19 protein-coding genes and 1 tRNA gene are annotated in these 18918 nt (G+C 46.8%); 7 read left to right on the plus strand and 13 right to left on the minus strand.

What is annotated here, in order from left to right:
• The 10 genes from ARB69_RS14860 to ARB69_RS14905 all read right to left on the minus strand — a co-directional run bounded on the left by ARB69_RS14860 (position 1) and on the right by ARB69_RS14905 (position 10243).
• On the minus strand, positions 1–1050 hold the full coding sequence (locus ARB69_RS14860) for a type IV pilus twitching motility protein PilT (RefSeq protein ID WP_050639638.1): 1050 nt from the start codon (positions 1048–1050) through the stop codon (positions 1–3).
• 92 nt (positions 1051–1142) lie between these two features.
• On the minus strand, positions 1143–2834 hold the full coding sequence (locus ARB69_RS14865) for a GspE/PulE family protein (protein ID WP_207643118.1): 1692 nt from the start codon (positions 2832–2834) through the stop codon (positions 1143–1145).
• Between the two features lie 10 nt (positions 2835–2844).
• Entirely contained in the window at positions 2845–3561 is a 717-nt protein-coding gene (locus ARB69_RS14870) for a hypothetical protein (protein WP_055153965.1), read from the minus strand.
• Positions 3533–5035, minus strand: coding sequence for a hypothetical protein (locus tag ARB69_RS14875; protein ID WP_055153967.1), 1503 nt, complete (start codon positions 5033–5035; stop codon positions 3533–3535). The genes ARB69_RS14870 and ARB69_RS14875 overlap by 29 nt, the downstream gene beginning before the upstream one ends.
• Positions 5036–5048: 13 nt before the next feature.
• On the minus strand, positions 5049–6248 hold the full coding sequence (locus ARB69_RS14880) for a type II secretion system F family protein (RefSeq protein ID WP_050639635.1): 1200 nt from the start codon (positions 6246–6248) through the stop codon (positions 5049–5051).
• A gap of 42 nt (positions 6249–6290) precedes the next feature.
• Positions 6291–7073 carry a prepilin peptidase gene (locus tag ARB69_RS14885; protein WP_050639634.1) on the minus strand — a complete coding sequence of 261 codons (783 nt, stop codon included), beginning with the start codon at positions 7071–7073 and terminating at the stop codon, positions 6291–6293.
• 201 nt (positions 7074–7274) lie between these two features.
• Positions 7275–7724, minus strand: coding sequence for a hypothetical protein (locus tag ARB69_RS14890; protein ID WP_055153969.1), 450 nt, complete (start codon positions 7722–7724; stop codon positions 7275–7277).
• Between the two features lie 40 nt (positions 7725–7764).
• Entirely contained in the window at positions 7765–8232 is a 468-nt protein-coding gene (locus ARB69_RS14895; RefSeq protein ID WP_055153971.1) for a prepilin-type N-terminal cleavage/methylation domain-containing protein, read from the minus strand.
• A 293-nt stretch (positions 8233–8525) separates the two neighbouring features.
• Entirely contained in the window at positions 8526–9326 is an 801-nt protein-coding gene (locus ARB69_RS14900) for an MBL fold metallo-hydrolase (RefSeq protein ID WP_050639631.1), read from the minus strand.
• 56 nt (positions 9327–9382) lie between these two features.
• Positions 9383–10243: an NAD(P)-dependent oxidoreductase gene (locus ARB69_RS14905; RefSeq protein WP_055153987.1), complete on the minus strand. Its 861-nt coding sequence runs from the start codon at positions 10241–10243 to the stop codon at positions 9383–9385.
• A gap of 455 nt (positions 10244–10698) precedes the next feature.
• Between ARB69_RS14905 and ARB69_RS14910 the strand changes: the two genes are divergently transcribed.
• The 4 genes from ARB69_RS14910 (at position 10699) to ARB69_RS14925 (ending at position 14906) form a co-directional block, all read left to right on the plus strand.
• Positions 10699–11529, plus strand: a complete 831-nt coding sequence (locus ARB69_RS14910; RefSeq protein WP_050639630.1) for a prepilin-type N-terminal cleavage/methylation domain-containing protein — start codon at positions 10699–10701, stop codon at positions 11527–11529.
• 162 nt (positions 11530–11691) lie between these two features.
• Positions 11692–12750, plus strand: coding sequence for a CdaR family transcriptional regulator (locus ARB69_RS14915; RefSeq protein WP_050639629.1), 1059 nt, complete (start codon positions 11692–11694; stop codon positions 12748–12750).
• Positions 12751–13166: 416 nt separating this feature from the next.
• Complete coding sequence (locus tag ARB69_RS14920; protein WP_055153973.1) at positions 13167–13628, plus strand: GNAT family N-acetyltransferase; 462 nt, start codon at positions 13167–13169, stop codon at positions 13626–13628.
• 123 nt (positions 13629–13751) lie between these two features.
• Complete coding sequence (locus ARB69_RS14925) at positions 13752–14906, plus strand: glycerate kinase (protein ID WP_055153975.1); 1155 nt, start codon at positions 13752–13754, stop codon at positions 14904–14906.
• 149 nt (positions 14907–15055) lie between these two features.
• Here the strand turns inward: ARB69_RS14925 and ARB69_RS14930 are convergent, their stop codons facing one another.
• Both ARB69_RS14930 and ARB69_RS14935 read right to left on the minus strand, forming a co-directional pair.
• Positions 15056–15826, minus strand: coding sequence for a sulfite exporter TauE/SafE family protein (locus ARB69_RS14930; RefSeq protein WP_055153977.1), 771 nt, complete (start codon positions 15824–15826; stop codon positions 15056–15058).
• A complete protein-coding gene (locus ARB69_RS14935; protein ID WP_082202820.1) occupies positions 15826–16272 on the minus strand; it encodes a MarR family winged helix-turn-helix transcriptional regulator in 447 nt (148 codons plus the stop codon). Before ARB69_RS14935 ends, ARB69_RS14930 begins: the two co-directional genes overlap by 1 nt.
• A gap of 198 nt (positions 16273–16470) precedes the next feature.
• Between ARB69_RS14935 and ARB69_RS14940 the strand changes: the two genes are divergently transcribed.
• The 3 genes from ARB69_RS14940 (at position 16471) to ARB69_RS14945 (ending at position 18074) form a co-directional block, all read left to right on the plus strand.
• Positions 16471–16543 (plus strand) — tRNA-Thr (locus ARB69_RS14940).
• Between the two features lie 728 nt (positions 16544–17271).
• Complete coding sequence (locus tag ARB69_RS27225) at positions 17272–17442, plus strand: hypothetical protein (protein ID WP_087148825.1); 171 nt, start codon at positions 17272–17274, stop codon at positions 17440–17442.
• Positions 17442–18074: a hypothetical protein gene (locus ARB69_RS14945; RefSeq protein WP_055153979.1), complete on the plus strand. Its 633-nt coding sequence runs from the start codon at positions 17442–17444 to the stop codon at positions 18072–18074. The genes ARB69_RS27225 and ARB69_RS14945 overlap by 1 nt, the downstream gene beginning before the upstream one ends.
• 49 nt (positions 18075–18123) lie before the next feature.
• Here the strand turns inward: ARB69_RS14945 and ARB69_RS14950 are convergent.
• The coding region (locus ARB69_RS14950) for a LysM peptidoglycan-binding domain-containing protein (protein WP_157355650.1) at positions 18124–18918 on the minus strand (795 nt) is incomplete at its 5' end.

The raw sequence follows: 18918 nt of genomic DNA on the forward strand, positions 1-18918 counted from the left end.
TTACCAATACTGCTCCAGATCCCTTTTGTCATTGGTATACTGTGACGCCGTTTCCCTGGTAATCCTCCCCTGTGATACCAGACGGACAAGATCCATGTTCAGCGTATGCATGCCGCTCGCATTCCCTGCCTGCATAACACTGCCCATTTGATGTGTTTTATTTTCACGAATCAGATTACAAACCGCATCCGTTCCCAGCAGCATCTCTGTAGCCGCAATCCGCCCCCGGCCATCCGCCGTGGGCATCAGGCACTGGGTCACGACACTTTTCAGAACACCTGCAAGCTGTGTCCGAATCTGATTCTGGCTGCCGCTAGGGCAGGCGTCGATCACACGGTCGATGGTCTGTGCCGCTCCGGTCGTATGCAGCGTTGACAGAACCAGATGCCCTGTCTCAGCCGCTGTCATTGCCGCAGATATGGTCTCATAATCACGCATCTCTCCCACCAGAATGATATCCGGATCCTCACGCAATGCACTTCTGAGAGCCGATGCGAAGCTGATGACATCCTTCCCGGTCTCCCGCTGGTGGATCAGGGCCTGCTTGCTTTCATACTTATATTCCACCGGATCCTCGATTGTAATAATGTGAACCGGTTTCAGCTGGTTGATGTGTTCAATCATTGCCGCAAGCGTTGTAGATTTCCCGCTCCCGGTAGGCCCCGTTACCAGAATCAGCCCTCTCGGTTCCTCTGCCAGTTCATACAGCTTCTTCGGCATATGAAGTTCCTCCAGCGTGGGGATATGGCTGTTCAGCAGCCGTATTGTGGCGGCCGCCTCCCCCTGCTGCCGGAATACATTGACCCTCTGCCTGTTTCCATCGGAGGTCTGCAGCGCAAAGTCAATATCATAGCCTTCACTCAGCGCTTCCTTCTGTTTCCCGCTCAGCAACCCATACAGCATCGCATCCGTCTCTTCCTTTGTCGGCTGCACCGGCGCCTGTGTCAGACGGCCGTGAATCCGAAACAACAGAGGCATACCGGATGACATATGTACATCCGACACCTCCAGCTCTCTTGCCATTAATATAATACTGTTTATATCCTGCATAACTGCTGCCTCCTGTCAATTGCCGCGCACGGTCCCGCCTGCGGACTATTTGATTTAATGTAACAGTTCAGGCTGCCTGAACTGTTACGATACTATGAATAATAGGCTACCTTTCGGAGCTCCTCTATAGTAGTGACTCCTTCCAGCACTAATTGTGTGCCGCATAACTTCAGTGTTCTCATATCCTGATTCTCCGCTGCATACTCTTCGATCTCTTCCGATGTTGCTCCTATCGTGATCAGCTTCCGGATATTCTTATCGATCATCAGGATCTCATGGATGGCAGTCCGCCCCCGGTATCCTGTATAGTTACAGAGGGGACAGCCTTTGGCGCGTTTCATACGCACGGGGCCGCTGACACCAAGCATATCCTGCTCTTCTTCTGAGGCCTCGTATTCTTCCGCACAGTCAGGGCATACCTTTCTCATCAGACGCTGGGCGATAATCCCCACCAGAGAGTTTGCGATCATATAGGGCTGCAGCCCCATATCCTCAAGACGGATGATCGAGGAGGACGCATCATTGGTATGCAGCGTGGAAAATACCAGATGCCCGGTGATCGCCGCACGCACCGAAATCGTTGCTGTCTCCACATCACGTGTCTCCCCGACCATGATGACATCCGGGTCCTGACGGAGCAGTGCCCGCAGTCCGGACTCGAACGTAAGCCCTGCCTGGTTATTCACCTGGGTTTGTGTCACCTTCGGAAGATTCTTTTCTACCGGATCCTCAATCGTTGAGATATTTACCGCCTTTTTGGCGATGTCCTGCAGGATCATGTACAGCGTGGTTGTCTTCCCCGAACCGGTGGGGCCTGTAAAATAAATAATACCATTTGGCGAGCAGAGCATCCTCTGAATCTTCTGATAATCGCTCTCCTCCATACCAAACGTATCCGGATAATCGATCGGGGAATTACTTGCCAGCAGGCGCAGTACGGCCTTTTCCCCGAATACCGTGGGCAGCACGGATACACGGATATTGATGTAGAGTCCCTCCACCTTGATCCGAAAATGTCCGTCCTGGGGGATTCTCCGCTCCGCAATGTCCATCCCGCCGAGAATCTTAATACGTGCGACCAAAGAAGCATGCAGGCTTTTCTGCAGAGAAACGTATTCCACGATAGCGCCGTCGATCCTCATGCGAACCAAAGTTTTATCCTCAAAAGGTTCAATATGGATATCAGAAGCATTGGTGCTGTACGCCCGGTTAATCAAACGGTTCAGCAGATTGATGACCGGCGTATCATCGTCATCATCTTCGCTGATCTCCAGCTCCTCCAACCGCTCCTCTTCCCGGATGCTTTCGTTTGCGACCCGGGCCGCCTTCTTGGCCCCGACTTCCGAGTAGTAGTAATGGATTGCCCGAAGTAACTCCGCACGCGGACTCAGGCTGATATTCAGCTGCATACCCGTGATCTGGCGGATATCTTCGATTCCATAGAAATTCATGGGATCATTGAGGACAAGGTTCAGCAGCCCGTCCTTTTCGTTTACCGCAAGCATCTCATACTTTTCCGCCAGCTGCCTGGGAATCTTCTCCACCACTTCGGGATCCACATCCAGATTGGCAATCTCCACAACCTGCATCTCCAGGCGCTGTCCCAGCGCCTGGAGCATCTGTGCTTCCGTAATGCAGCCAAGCTCTATGAGAGCGCCGCCGATACGCACTCCTTTGTGCTCCTTCTGGTAGTTTATGGCCATCTGGATCTGTTCATCCGTCACATACTTGTATTCTTTTAATATATCCCCGATTCTGAGGTTCTTAATACTTGCTGTCTCCATAAAACCGCCTCTATTCTCCCTCTGTCTCATCCGCGGCGTCTGTCTGTGCCGCCTGATCCGCCGCATTGGCAGCTGCCTGCGCCGCCTGTTGTTCCATAATGTACTGTTCGGTATCCCTGCACATATATATTTCCAGAGTCATGCCAAGGGTTCTGGTCTCGGACTCTTTTAATGTCTGCCACATAAAATCGGTAATTCTTATTCCCGGCTCATTTGCCGCGCAGTCATCCATCATCGACTGGATCTCCCCCCTGCTTCCCTGCAGTGTCATAGATACCACGGCTGTATAGATTCCATTGTATGTAACCCCGGCATCAGCTGTTTCCGGCTCACCTGCATCGGTAAATGCCGAATAATCCTTCATCGTACTGAATTCGCCCGACGCAGGCATTTTAATGTCCATATCTTTCACGATCATCCCCTTCGACAGGGCCAGTTCTGTGAGCATCTTATCAATCTCCATGCTTTTCATGACAGGATAAAAGTCTTTCCTCATCTCTTCGATATTACTCAGCACCGTTGATTCCCTGTCTCTGAGAACCGGAAGGGAAACGACCTTCTGTTCCCGTTCCTGCTGTTCGATTCTGGCATCTGCTGCTTTTTCCTGAAGCTCCTGCCCCTTATCCAGCAGCGGCATCAGCACACCGACCCCAACGCCGACGATCAGGACGAACACTGCCAGTATCACCAATAACTTTTTATCCCTCTCTGTCAGCTTCAGTGTCATCACTTTCCTCCTGTCTTGCCGCCATAATACAGTTCACCTTTACACTCCACTGGTCATCTGTTCCCTGGGAATATCCTGTGTAATCTACCGCGGCAAATATCTCCTGTTTGTTTAACAGACCGATAAAGCGGTTGATCTGATCTACATTCCCCGCCTTTGCGTCAAAGCTCAGCAGGCCGTTCTCCGCATCATAACTGCTGATCTCCGCCGTAACCAGCCCTGATGCACAGGAGGCTACAACCTCTTCGGTTGCGCTGTCCACTCTCGGATAGGCCAGCACGCTGCTCTTAAGGCTCACCATGCTGTTTCCCAGCGAGGAAGCCGCCTGCAGTTCTTCATTCAGCCTGTCATACTCCTCACATGCCGCCACAACATCCGTTCTCTGGTTGTACGCTTCCAATTCTTTCAGCTGCACATTATAATACATGGCCCGGCCGCCCAGAATCCCGGCAAGCAGGAACATGACCGCAGCCAGAACAAACACCGGAACCAGCATCTTTCTGCGCTTTCTCTTCCCGGCTTCTTTCTCCGGATCCTTCACAACCCGGGACATAATGGAGGTCCTGGGATCTGTCTTCAACAGCCCTCCCACAGTCAGAGCAAAATGTGTCAGTTCCTGACTGCCTCCGGCAGCTTTTCCAAGCTTCACCACCGGCTCCAGCTGTAATGCATCCGCTTCCATCTCCGCATCAATCTGATAGATACTGTCCTGATAAATCTGCAGTTCGTCTTCCGACAATCCGGCTATGTACACCTGCGGAATCTTCTGTGCCAGATCCTGTGCCTTGGCAAACTGTAGAAGCGTGCTGACCGTACGCGCCGTCTCCGCAGCAAACTCCGGGGTTCCGGACTCGGAAAACATCCTGTTTCTGCTGGAATATTTATATTCACCGTTCACCAGAAGAAGATTGATCAGCGACATGTCGTCCGCAAACTGTACGATGCAGGTTGCGTCACTTAGCTGCGAAAGCTTTTCAGCCAGCCTCATGGTCACGCCCACTGCGCTCTCCACACCGCTGATTGCAATATCCAGGCCGGCAAAGCATTCCACATATCCGCGTACAAGTTCTCTAGGCGCTACGGATGCAAAGACCCGTTTAAGCTTTTCCTTCTTCCTCTCCCCCCTGGATAACGGGAAATAGCCGTAAACCGGATTGGAGATTCGCTCCACATCCGTGAATTCACGGCTGATATATTCCATCATCTGTTTTGGCTTGAGAGCCGGCACGTCCACCACTTTCGTAGTAAACTGGCTGCTGTCGATCACCAGATATACATTTTTTCTGGGTATATGATTGGTCTCCCAAAGATTACGGATCATTTCACGGAACCCGTCCTCATCCGTAATAGTTCCGTTCAGGATACATCCTCTGGTATCCACTGTATAATAAAGAGATTTTGCGTGTATGCTTCCCCCGGATACCTCCCCGTCCACAACGCGGATATACCGGTTTGACAAATATACAACTACCATATCCTTCTGCCTCCTATTCCATGCCTGCTATGCTGTCGTAAGAACCGTACAGTGCGCTGAACACAGCCACCATAACAAATGCCACCACAATCCCCATGATGATCAGCATGATTGGCTCAACATACGACACCATCTTATTGATCGCAATGTCCGCGTCAAATTCCATGGCATCCGCCGTTGCCAGCAGCATGGAGTCAAGACTTCCGGTTTCTTCCCCTACCCGGATTGTATCAGACAGCTTCTTTACAAACCCGTCCACCATATCCAGGCCATCGCTCAGGTTGTTGCCGGCCCGGACATAGGGAATCACTTCGTCAAACTGTAAATCTATGTAATCGTTGCCCACCGTATTTCTTGCAATCTGCAGTGCGGGTACGATCGGAATTCCCGCCGAATAAAGGGAGCTTAATGTCCTTGCAAAACGCGCGGTACAGATCACCTTCTGCAGCTTGCCGAATACCGGCATATGCAGACGCACCCTGTGCCATCTCCTTCGGAAACCGGGAATCCTCAGCAGCGCCTTCCATCCGACCCACAGCCCCAACAGCGCCGCTATGGCAAGATACCAGTAGCTCTGCATGAAATCGCTGATCCCATTTAGAATACGTGTCGGCAGCGGCAGAGTATCCATGGTGTCAAACAGCTCCTGAAGCTGCGGCATAACAAACTTTGTGAGCACCATGATAACCGCGATGATCATAACACCCAGTATCTTAGGATACACAAGGGAGCTGGATATCTTTCCGTTCAGACGGTGCTCTTTCTCGAACATCAGAGCCATCTGCATGGAAACCAGTTCCAGATTGCCGCTGCTCTCCGCAGAGCGGTACATATAAATCATAAGGGGAGGAAATGCCCCGTTCTGTGACTCCATCGCCTCCGAAAGGGATATTCCCTGCCGGATCTGGCGAATCATGTCTTCATACACCTGCCGTTCATTTGGCTTAATGGACTCCCCGTTTGCAATGATATTGAGCGCCCGCACCAAAGTAACGCCCGCACCGACCAGCGTGGACAGCTGCCTGGAAAAATCCGCCAGCACCTTTGCCTTAAACTGCTTCCGGTTCTTTCCGGACCGCACTTCCTTTGCTGAAAGCAGAAAAGCGTCCTGCTCGTGCAGCCTGAGCTGCAGCTCCGCCTCGCTTCCCGCATTCATGGCGCCCGATATCTTTTTTCCGTCTATCGTCTGAGCCTTATACTTGTATTGTGCCATCAGACGTCCCTCCCTGATCCCCTAATTTTAGGTAATACTTTATTATATCAGAATCCCCAGATACCAGTCAATCATCTGGTTCCCGAAGAGCAGGCCCAGTATCATGCCCGCACACAGAAACGGCCCGAATGCAAACTGTTCCTTGCGCCCCTTCTTTCCCGACGCCAGCAGATAGATTCCATATCCGCCTCCCAAAAGGATACCGATAATCGCGGACGCCAGAACCGTCCGCCATCCAAGGAACAGCCCGCCTGCTGCCATCAGCTTGATATCGCCGCCTCCAAATGCTCCAGGGACTGCGATCGCAAGAAGCAGCATAGGCACGCTGATGCAAACCATTCCGATCAGCCTCTGCCCGATCGTAACCTCTTTCATAAAAAACAGCCCCGCTGCAGCCAGAACCACAATGGCTATGGAGCAGCCGTCCGCAATCTCCATGGTGTCTAGATCCATCAGTGCCACAACGGTCAGAACCCCTGCGAATGCGAAGACAAGCACAGCTTTCGCATAATCCCCGCCGTCATATCCATAGTATATGGCGCAAAACAGTGCAGCCGCACCGCCTGCTGCCTCGGCAAGCGTATCCCTGGCTCCAATTTTCCCGCCGCAGTAACGGCACTTCCCCCGCAGGAATAGATAGCTGAAAATGGGGATTAAATCCGCCGCCCCCAGTTCATGGTGGCAGGCCGGACAGACGGAACGCCCCCGGATAAAGGACATTTTCTTGGGGACACGATAGACAATCACGTTTAAAAAAGAAAACACACAGGCGCCGGCAAAAAACAAAAGGATACACAACAGCGCTTCACATATAATTAAACCCATACTTATTCTCCGAATTTTGTTTCAAACCACGCTCGGTGATTGCACATTGAATTGCTTAAATCAATTACTTCTTATGAAAAGAAAACAGTGTTTTTTCGTAACAGTTCAGGCCTGCCTGAATTGCTACTTCGTTTCCACTTTTTCCCTTTCATAAAAAGGGGAATTCACCCGGTTTCAACCGAATAAATTCCCACTCCTCATCTAATCAGCATATTGATGAATCTTCCAGTAGACTTCCCATGTATCAGTATCATCAGTTGAATCATACTGATACTGCACCAAAAATCTTCCCTTCCGATAACTCATGGTATCTACGCAGTTCTTTCTGGTATTCCATGAAACTAAATGGATCTCTCCCTCCGCACCCGAATAACTGACGATCTCCTCCTCCGCAGACTTCACGATCCCGCTTGAACGGGTTCTGTCCATTATGGAGGTGGGGGAGCCATAATACTCCAGGCTGAGGAGATTCATGTTAAGAACAACATTCTTCGCTTCACGCAGAGCCTGCCGTTCCTGAACTGACTGGTCCCATATCCACAGGGTCGGTGCAAGAACCACTGCGGAGATCAGCAGGACTATGAGAGCCGTTTTACATGCTCTTAGGAACTTGTTTTTGTAGATGAGGGATTCATAATTTTGCTTGGGCATATGTAATTATGAACCTCCTCTCTGGAACTAAATTCAAGAATTAGTTCTTTGTTACTGTCCAGCCTGCAGTAACTCCAGTTCCACCATTCATATTCCAAGTTGCAGTATACTTACCGTTGTTATATGCAAACCGAGTAATTTCGTTATAAGTCTGGGCACCAGCGCTTGAATCAGCAACTGCCGTCACAGTATATACAGCTTTGTTAGCAGGTGCTGCAACAGTTGCCGCTCTATTCAAAACTTCAACACCATTTACTTTATAATCATCACCTAATGCAGACACACCTGTCTGCTCATTCGCCTGGCTGGCTGCATAGTCTGCCTGCAACTGAGATAAGATAGTTGCTGCATCAGCTTTACAATTAGCTTTATTGGCTTTATCTACATATCTCAATAAACTTGGGACCAATACCGCCGCAAGAACCAGAATAATTACAATTACAACAATCAGTTCAACCAGCGTAAACCCTTTCTTATTTTTAGCCTTCTGTCTTAATTTTTTAAACATAAATTTTTCCTCCTGGATAATGTTAGTCGTCCTCCCTTTGCACCGAATAGAATCAATAATATGACTCCCGGAAAGACCGCATATCATGCATCATGACATGCGTATCTGATACTGGTTTGATTTTACCTCTGTTTGTCAGTTTTTGTCAATAAGCTGTGGCGCATTTGCCTGATTACTTTTTAATTTTCATGAGATTTGAAGCTATTATTTGTGCTTTCTTTGTTCTTTTCATCTCAAAATATATATTCTGAGCAAGTACGCCCGTTTATTTCACTTTTACAGCACAAAATCTGCTAGATCCGGAAGACTTCCTGGTCATCCGGTACATACAGATTTCCGCTGTAATATTTTCTTCCTTCTTCGGTATATAGTTCTTTCCGTTCCTCCAAATGCGTTTCTTCTGTATGATAAAGTATCAGATTTGGGACTCTCAGCTGCTCTGCCAGCAGACATGCCTCTTTTACCGTACTATGATGTTTTTCGTATGGCTTAAATTTATCTGCTTCCCGGTATAGGCAGAATGCTTCATGCATCAGCCAGTCGCTGTCTCTGACATACTCCTCTTCACACGGATTATATGGTTCATCCCCGCAGCAGGACAGCTTTTTCCCGTCCGCGGTTTTCAAAGTAAATCCAAACTGCCGGGCCTTTGTTGATCCTATATCAAAAAAGGTAACTTCGCAGCCCAGTATCTGTTTCGTATCCCCGCTTTCAAGCGGAATCAGCTGAATACGTCCTCCAAGGTGTTTCGTCACCTTTTTCATGATCGTCAGTTCCGCTATCGTTGTGATCGTCGGGATCAGACCGCTGTGGCAGTAAATCCTGACCTTTCCCTCATATTTTCCCTGATTCATGTTCTGCCCGATCATTCTTATCAGCCAGAACAACCCCAGCAGATGATCTATGTGCTCATGCGTAATAAATATATCGTGAATTTCTTCCAACGGTATATTCGTCTCCTTCAGAATCCGGAGGATCTGATTGCCGCCCCCTGCATCTACCAGAAAATGCCTGTTTTCCTCCGTCAAAGCAAAGCACGTATTATAGCAGTCTGTCACCGTTGCATTCCCCGTACCTAATATCGTCAATTTCATAGCCTGCACCCTTTTCTAATGTACATTTCCCTCGCCCCTTTTAGGCGGCCTGCCGCCTATTCATAGTACTTCATCAGCGCCTGTGTTCCCAGCTCCCCATATCCTTCCGCTTCCAGTTCTTCACAGTTAGCAAGCACCTGGCTGAGCATCCCCAGATCCAGCTCACTCATATTTGCCTCAATTAAAGCCAGTTTCATATCCTTTATAAAATGCTTCATAAAAAATCCGGGCGCATAATCGTCAGCCAGAATCTTGGGCCCGAATGTATCCAGCTGTCTGCTGCCTGCCGCGCCTGTGGATACTGATTTTAAAACAGTTTCCAGGTTCAGCCCTTTTGCCCTGGCGTAGGCAAGCGCCTCACAGACTCCCGACAGCGCCCCGGCAATCATAATCTGATTTGCAAGCTTGCAGTGCTGTCCGCAACCGGCCTTTCCCTGATAATTGATATTTGTCCCCATAGCTTCAAACAGCGGAAGACACGCTTCGTAGTCCGTCCGGTCCCCGCCGGCAAGGATAGAGAGGGTTCCCTCTTTTGCTCCGGTATCACCGCCGGTTACAGGGGCATCCATTACATGGAAGCCTTTCTTTGTACCTTCTGTATATATTTTCTCCGCGATCTGCGGGCTGGTCGTTGTCATATCGATCAAATATGCGCCTGCGTCTGCACTGTCCAAAATATTGCCTGCGTCAAAATATACCTCTTCCACATCCTTTGGGAATCCCACAATTGTAATAACGGCCTCACATCCCGCCACACAGCTCTTGATCGTGTCATGGAAAAGCGCCCCCTCTGCAATTAAATCTTCTGCCTTCGCTTTGTCCCGTGCAAAGACATGCAGTTCATAGCCCGCTTTCATCAGATTTCGCGCCATAGATTTCCCCATGATTCCTATTCCAATAAACCCTATCTTCTTCATTCCATCACCCTCGTCTTCATTTTGCCGGAAAATGATTTCAACTTTTTTCCGGATCTTAGTTTGTATTTTGTTATCTTGCTTCTGCTGATTCATGATTTAACTTCACACTGCGTAACAGTTCAGGCCTGCCTGAACTGTTACTGCAAAGACTCATTGTTTTATTATAGTATATTAGAAAACCTGTCACAATAGATAAATTATTATTTCTTGCATCACACTGCCAACTCGTTACTATTCATGGCCTATGGGCCGTACATAATAACGGCATCCGGCTCATTTAAAGCCGCCTGTGGCTAGGAGCCAGATGCCCGGCCCCATCACTTTATTGGCGCAGATGTCGTGCATCGTGGTGCACGGTCCCGTAAATAGTAACGCTAAATCACATTGAAATCTTCCGTTGAAAATGCTATACTGAACCCACATTTTACAAAAGAGAATATCTGTGGAGGTATTTTATGAAGCGGAAAAACGGTGGGTTCACATTAGTCGAATTAATTGTTGTGATTGTTATCATTTTAGTATTAGCGGCCGTCCTTGTCCCTTCACTCTTAAGATATGTGTCTAAAGCCAAAAATGCTGCTGCTATTAATGAGTGCAGCGAAGTACTTCAGGCTGCTGCCAGGACTGCCGTTGATCTTGCTGCCGAAGGAACCCTTACCTCGCAGATCCTGAACGACAGCAGGCCTGTAATCTTGAAACAGGCGAACGCAGGCGGATCATTTGAGACTACTATACAGTTTGAAGACGATGATGCGGAGATCTTATCCTTCGGATATTTATCGGAAAACAATCTTCATGTGATTTATGATATCAAACATGATCCCCGGATTTACATAGACGTAGAGGGAACTGCTACCCTTACGAGGATGAATAATTTTGTAAAACAGGCGAGCGACTTTATTACAGAACAAAAAAAGGATCCTAAACTAACTTCTCTGGACCGCAATAAACTTATAGAAAATGCAGTAAATAACGGAGGGCTCTTATCGGTAACAGATTCTCAGAAAAAGGGAACACCTTTTGAAAACAAGGATTTGTATTGGCACCCTTATTATTTAGGCAGCATCAAACAGGACAGTCCTCCCGTTATTCTCTTCGCCAATACTTCTTCCACTAGTTGGGGCTCATGGTATGCTAATTTGATCTATGTGGATGGAAAAGTATATAAAGCACCAGATGTTAAAAATATAAGTATAGGAAATTGGGGGGCTGCTAATCCACCCGTATATGACATTTCCTCTCTTCAGGCTTGGCTTGGTGATAATGCGTACACGGAAGTAAACTAAATCACCTCATATAAAATATAAACCATCCGCCAACCGGCTGGCACAGCCGGTCAGCGGTGGTTTTTTAATTTGCTCATTTTGTCTGCCATAGGAAAACATTTCCTGGCATTGATACCAAAAGTATATTACAATATACATATCAACCAGACAGGAGGACTCTCTATGGAACTTTCCAGGCAGCTCGCCTCACAGATTGTCAATGCAGTCTACGAGGTGGTCAAAAATGACATCAACTTGATCAATGCCTCCGGCATCATCATCGGCAGTACGAATCCTCAGCGAATCGGTACTTTCCATGAGGCCGGCAGTGAAGCTGTGAAAACCGGCGCCCCCGTATATGTAGACAGCGGACATCGTTTTAAAGGTACACAGAATGGAATCAACTACCCCATTTTTCTGGAAGGGCATCCAGTCGCTGCAATCGGAATCACCGGAAATCCGGATGAACTCAGGCAGTTCGGCTTCCTCATTACTAAAATCACAGAAGTTTTTCTCAAGGAGCAGCAGCTGAATGAAGAAATGCTCTCTGAAAACCGATCCCTGCATTATCTGGTGACATCACTTATTTATGACAACATTCAGAATCAGAAGCAGCTGGAATTGCTTCTGGATAAATACGCGCTCGATCCCGCCCGGGAATATGCCGTGCTTTCTATAAAAATGCCGGACACCACCCTGGAGCCTGCACTGCGTTTTTATTTTGCCGCTCTGGGATGCCGGCTCTCCCTTTATCTTTATCCCAATGAGTGGGTCGTCATATTTGACAGGGAAACCTATGGCCGTTTTTCTCCGTCTGAATTCAGCAGCAGGTTTCAGGAACGTGTTCATTCCGGCATGGGGCCGTTTTGTACACTCTATCAACTGAACCAGTCCTATCACAGTGCCCAGATCGCCCGCGAACATGCACGGCAGCGGAATGCCGTATTCTGTGATATAGAAGACATTTCCATTGAGTTTGTCATGGAAAGCCTGCCAGGCAGCATACAGAGGCTTTATGCGGATCATGTCCTAAAGCAGCTGAACCCCAGGGAGCTGCATATCTTGAAAACGTACTTCAACTGCAGCCTTTCTTTAAAAACTGCTTCCGAGGAACTCTTTATCCACAAGAATACTCTGCAGTACCAATTGGACAAGATCACTGAAAGAACCGGACTCAATCCGCGGGTATTCCATGATGCTTTCATGCTGCAGTTTGCTTTACTCTGCAAGCAGCATTCATAAAGTTCCTTGTTTATTTATACCACTGTATGCGGGGATGATTTTCAAACACGCTTTGTTACTAATAACAAACATTAACAGATTTTTCTTCTATTTTTAGTATCTGCAACATGGCTGTGCGCTGAAATTTTGATATACTAAATACATGCAGGACATCATTGTCTCTGTGTCTGTACTAAAGAATAGTAAATGGCAATAGTAAGCGATTCGATGTGAAATGATATAACCCCGCATAAACACAGTTCTTTCCTTGATTTGTAGGTTATGATTTTAATATAAAACCCTATTTGTTTTTTAATTGGATGTCCATAAGCACACCTTGAATGATATGGAAAACAAGCAGGAGATTATACTACGTTCTTTTCAAACAAACTCAAATGTAACATAGAAAAAATTTTATATTTTGTGAGGTGTAAGAGATGCAAATACAAGAAGTTTTTGATCAAAAAGTTAAGTCCGATATATGCAATATTATTTTGCGTGAGTTACCCGATTGGTTTGGAGTTGAGGCATCTATTGTTGATTATGTTAGTAAAGTCAAGACGATGCCTTTTTATGCAGTATTTGATGAGCAGACTCCTGTTGGATTTGTTGCGATAAAAATTCATAATACATATACGGCCGAGGTATGCGTCATGGGTGTTATCAACAGGTATCAGCGTGGCGGTTTAGGCACAAGACTTATATCGGCTGTGGAAGAATATTGTTGTTCCAACAATTTCGAATTTTTAACCGTTAAAACATTAGCCGATACCGTTCAATATGAACCCTATGAGAGAACCAGGAGATTTTACCACAAGATGGGTTTCGTGCCATTAGAGATTTTTCCACTTCATTGGGATGAAGAAAACCCATGCCTGTTTATGGCTAAAAAGCTATAGTCCACTATGAACAAAATGGGTATATTCCGTATGTCTCTGCTTTGCGGCAAAATGGCATTCTGCTGCGTAACTATTCGTCTAATCAATCAATAAAAATTATATTTCAAATACGGAGGTTTTATTATGAAGATAGTAGTTGCTGTTGATTCTTTTAAAGGCAGTTTAAGTTCTATGGAAGCCGGACGTGCGATCCGGGAAGGTATTCAAAAAGCCAATCCTCTAGCAAATGTGATTGTCAGACCGCTGGCGGACGGAGGCGAAGGCACAACCGATGCCCTCATAGAAGGGCTGGGCGGGGAGCGCATAGAACTCACCGTAACAGGCCCTCTGGGCGAACCGGTATGCGCCTGTTACGGATATCTGAAAGAAACCCACACCGCCATTATCGAAATGGCCTCTGCCGCCGGGATCACCCTGATTCCAAGAGACAAACGAAATCCAATGGCCGCCACCACCTACGGTGTAGGAGAACTGATCAAAGATGCGGCAGAAAAAGGATGCCGCAATTTTATCATCGGAATCGGCGGAAGTGCAACCAACGATGGCGGAATCGGCATGCTCCAGGCACTTGGATATGAATTTCTGGATGAGAACGGACTTGGTGCAGGCCAAGGCGCCCAGGCCCTCGCCGGAATTACCAGCATCTGCAGCGATCACGTCTTACCATGGCTGTCCGAATGTACTTTTCAGGCCGCCTGCGACGTAACCAATCCCCTTTGCGGCAGCAACGGCGCCACATACATATACGGCCCGCAAAAAGGGGTTACCGAAGAGATGAAGCCCTTACTGGACGCCGCCATGGACCATTTTGCCCAAATCACCGCTGACAACTTTGGCGTCAGCCACGCCGCCGCTCCCGGAGCCGGTGCAGCCGGAGGCCTCGGTTTTGCCCTCCTCAGTTACCTGAACGCCCGTCTTACCCCCGGCATTGACCTGATCCTGAATGCAGTCCGCCTGGAAGAAGAAATGAAAACCGCAGACATCGTAATCACAGGAGAAGGCCGTCTTGACAACCAGACTGCCATGGGTAAAGCCCCCGCCGGAGTGGCCGCCCTCGCCAAAAAATACGGCGCCAAAGTTCTGGCATTCGCCGGAAGCGTCACCCCGGATGCACGTGCCTGCAACAGCGCCGGAATAGACGCCTACTTCCCCATAGTGCGTGGAATTACCACCCTGGAAGAGGCCCTCATCCCGGAAAATGCTGCTCAAAACCTTACAGACAGCACAGAGCAGGTCTTCCGCCTTATAGAAGCACTGTCAAACCACAGCTACAAATAAAAAGGAACTGCCCTATGTGAAATTTACATAGGGCACGACAACTAAACCCCCACAAACGAATCGTCAATTCACGCACATCTCCCGTTCCCTCCTGTTCCGCTCCCGAAGTGCCGGCTTTCCCGTCCGGATGCCGCACTCTGGCGGCTCTTTTAGAAAATTTTCACTGCAATCATCGCAATCCCCAGCACAGACAGAACAATCCCTGTAGCCCGGTTCAGAGTCTTCGCCGGGGCTTTATTCGCAAATTTAGCCGCTAATCTCGCGCCAATCAAAGTAAACAGAATACATAACACAAGGGCAGGTATATCCGGCAGCCCGCCGCTGATTGAAAAATGGGATACGGCACCTGTAAAAGCCGTAAATGCCATGATGAAAACACTCGTCCCCACGGCTGTCTTTAATTCATATCCCAGAATACTTGTCAGCATCAGAAGCATCATCATGCCTCCGCCTGCACCAATAAATCCGCAGATAAATCCGATCACGATTCCGCACAGAATTGATTGGATAATTTTTGTCCTGACGCTTTTTTCCGCCTGCTTTTCTTTTGTCGTCATCACCGGTTTTACGATAAACTTAATACCCAGAAGCAGTGTCATAAAGACAGAAAAGCTTCCCATTGTCGTATTCGGAACCAAAGAAGCGATATAACTGCCGAACAGGGTGAATACCAGGACGGTAAGGAGCATCACGATCCCGTTTTTGATATCCAAGTTTTTATGTTTTCCATATGTATAAGCAGAGACTGCCGATGCAAGCACATCAGATGCCAGTGATATTCCCACCGCTTCATATGCATCAAATCCCAGAAAAGTAATCAGCATGGGGGAGATCACTGCCGCCGCAGAAAGTCCCGCCAGTCCCGTTCCGATCCCGGCCCCCATTCCAGCGGCCAGACAGACAAGTATCTTCACTATCATCATTCCTCACCTCGTTTCATTGTGTCCAGATTACCTGATATACGATAGAGAATTTTAGCAAACATCTGTTTTTCTTCACTCGTAATCCCCCTGAAAACCCGCTCCATAACCGCGGCCTGTGCCTCCAGCGCTTTTTCAAGCGGCCCGGCTGCTTCTTTTGTAACCTGCAGATGGCTGATTCTTCTGTCTTTATCGTCTTCCCTGATTGAAAGCGCCCCTCTCTTTACCAGCAGTTCAACTGCCTTAGATACATAAGATTTGGCTATATGGCGGTACTCCACGATATCTCTGGCTGTATCGTACTGAGGATTATTATGAAGAAATAAAAGTACATCCACTTCCACTTTACTCATGCCGTACCCGGCCGCAACCGCATTAATGCTTCCGCTGTACAGCTTATTGAATTGATTCGTAATAGATAAAAATTCACTTGTAGAAATCATCATTCTGCCTCCTGATTGATTAGTTTAACTGACCCGCTCACGCAAAACATAGTTCACTCAAGAACTGTTCTTCAATGAACTATATTAGCATAAAAGAAAAATTTGTCAAATGATTTTAAAATAATAGACGTTTTAAAAAAAACAGTTGAAATTCATAGAAAAAAGAGATATAATAATCAAGGTTCGTCTGACGAGCCACAGGCTGGAATAGCTCAGTAGGTAGAGCACTTCACTCGTAATGAAGGGGTCGTCGGTTCAAGTCCGATTTCCAGCTTTCGTAAAAAAGGCCGCAAACCCGGGGTTTTCAAGGGGTTGCGGCTTTTTTTAGCGGTTTTTTTGAATCGAACATGTTTTCGAGAAATCCTCAAAATTCCTTAAATATACCCAGAAATTCCGAAAAGTTTTAGTCAAGTTTTAGTCAGAATAGGTGTCTTCAACTCCTTATATTTAAAGGCGTTGAAGCACTTTGTGAAATTTTTTTTAGTCAAATTGGAAAATTGGCTAGAAAACAAGGGTATTAGTGGACAAAAGACACATTTTGTTGCTGATTAATCGTCGATATGTTAGAATGATTATGAGATTGGAACTACTCCTCAAAATTAGTTCCTTTCCCACTACATTCTTGCCCGGGGCCTGATGGTTCCGGGCAATACGTTATTTGTTTCTCACTAAATGGACTCTCAATTTTAATTCTTACAAACGCTATGTATATAGACATAATCTGAATCTAGATTTAGTTGCAATATGCAATGAACTGTTGCACATTTATAGTACTTTGTATTTTCTTTGTATAAACAGAACATATTTTCGTATAAAAATTTGAAAATTATTTGTTAACATTTCATCAAAACTATTGATTTATCCAAAAAAATGGATATAATAAAGGTACATGAAAGAAAACTATAAGATACATTAAAGTATATTAGAGTATATCTTTTTATGTAATAATTGTGGTGAGGAATTGCAAAAGTTGTGTCATAAAGTATTTAGGAGGTGACGAGTATGGCTACAAAAAGCATATTAAAAGATGTCAATATCAAAGACAAACGACTCGCCCGTACATTTGTAAACGCTTTAAGTGAGGCGGAAAACACTAAATATAAACCTGCACAGCTTTCACGAAAATGCAAAGAAATTACAGGCGATAAAATTAAGGAGTTTTTTGGAAAATAGTGAACTTATCAGATATTACTCCAGCAACACATTTTGTAGAATTTAATTTAAGCGACATAGTAGATCAATTAGGAGAGGATGAAGCTAAACGTATCCTCTCCTCTTTTTCGTGCCCACTTAATTTAGACGTTGAACATTTTCTAAAAACAAAAGCCATAGAGTTTTCAAAGAGAGGTTTTTCTAAAACGCATCTAATTTATTGGACAACAGAAGATAGTAGCGAAAAGGAGCTGGTAGGGTATTACACTATATCCCCCAAGGTCATAACAATCCAAAGAAGTGCAGTAAACAGTAAAGAAGCCAGAAAGTTAAGAGAGCATGGGATTTTTGATGAAAAGAAAAATGAATACACTGTATCCGCTCCCCTGATTGGACAATTAGGGAAAAATTATGCAGATGGAAATGATTCACTTATTTCTGGTTCGGATTTATTGCAACTTGCTATAGAAAAAATAAAAAGTGCGCAACATGATATAGGAGGGCGATTTGTATACCTTGAATGTGAAGATTGTCCTAAGTTAACAACCTTTTATGAAAGTAATAATTTTAAGCAATTCGGTAAGAGAAATTTAGATAGAGATGAAACAGATATAAACGGACATTACTTATTACAATATTTCGTTATGCTTTGATACATAAAAGAACAGCCCGGAATCCTGATGGACCCGGGCTATTATTATGCTATCCTAATTTGATCACCTGTCCCGGATGGACCAGGTTAGGGTTGCTGATCCCGTTGATCTGGGCCAACTTCTGATAAGTAGTATTGTATTTGGCTGCAATGCCGGAGAGCGTATCTCCGCCCTTGACCGTATATGTCTTGGTAGCTGCCGCCGTCCCGTCGATCTTGAGTACCTGGCCCGCGTAGATCAGGTTAGGGTTGCTGATCCCGTTAATGGCGGCTAAATGCTGGTAGGTTGTCCCGTATCTGTTCGCGATCTCTGACAGCGTCTCGCCACTCTTGACGGTATGGGTTTTGGCCGGCTGTGGGGCTGGAGCTGGGGCAGGCGTTGGCTTTGGAGTGCTGGGCTTGCCGGATCCGCCTTTGATCTCTGCCGGAAGGTCCCTATAGCATTCGTTCATATCTACATTGCCGCCGATCCCGGCCACCCGGCCAGTGCTACTGTACTGCCACATGTCCTTATTTTTACCGTTATAATCGCACTGGCTGTTGTACTGCGCGATCCATTTCGTAAATCGATCCAACCCCGGCAGGTAATTATTCCACCAGCTTAAATTTGCATAGATTCCGCACCAGTAGCCGGCAGCCTCTATAATGTCACCGAACCTCTTTGCACGTTCCACAGCTCCGGCCTCTGTCCCGGCGTGCTCCAGATCCAGGTAGATCGGGTAAGACAGCTTGTAGCCTTTTACGCAACGTAATACATGCTGGGCCTCGGACTCTGCCTGGGCCATGCTGGTTGCATAGCTATAGATATATGTCCCGAATGGGATCCCCAAGCGGGTACACTCATC

The organism is Faecalicatena contorta, from assembly GCF_001404335.1.
In the GTDB taxonomy this organism is placed as follows: domain Bacteria; phylum Bacillota; class Clostridia; order Lachnospirales; family Lachnospiraceae; genus Faecalicatena; species Faecalicatena contortus_B.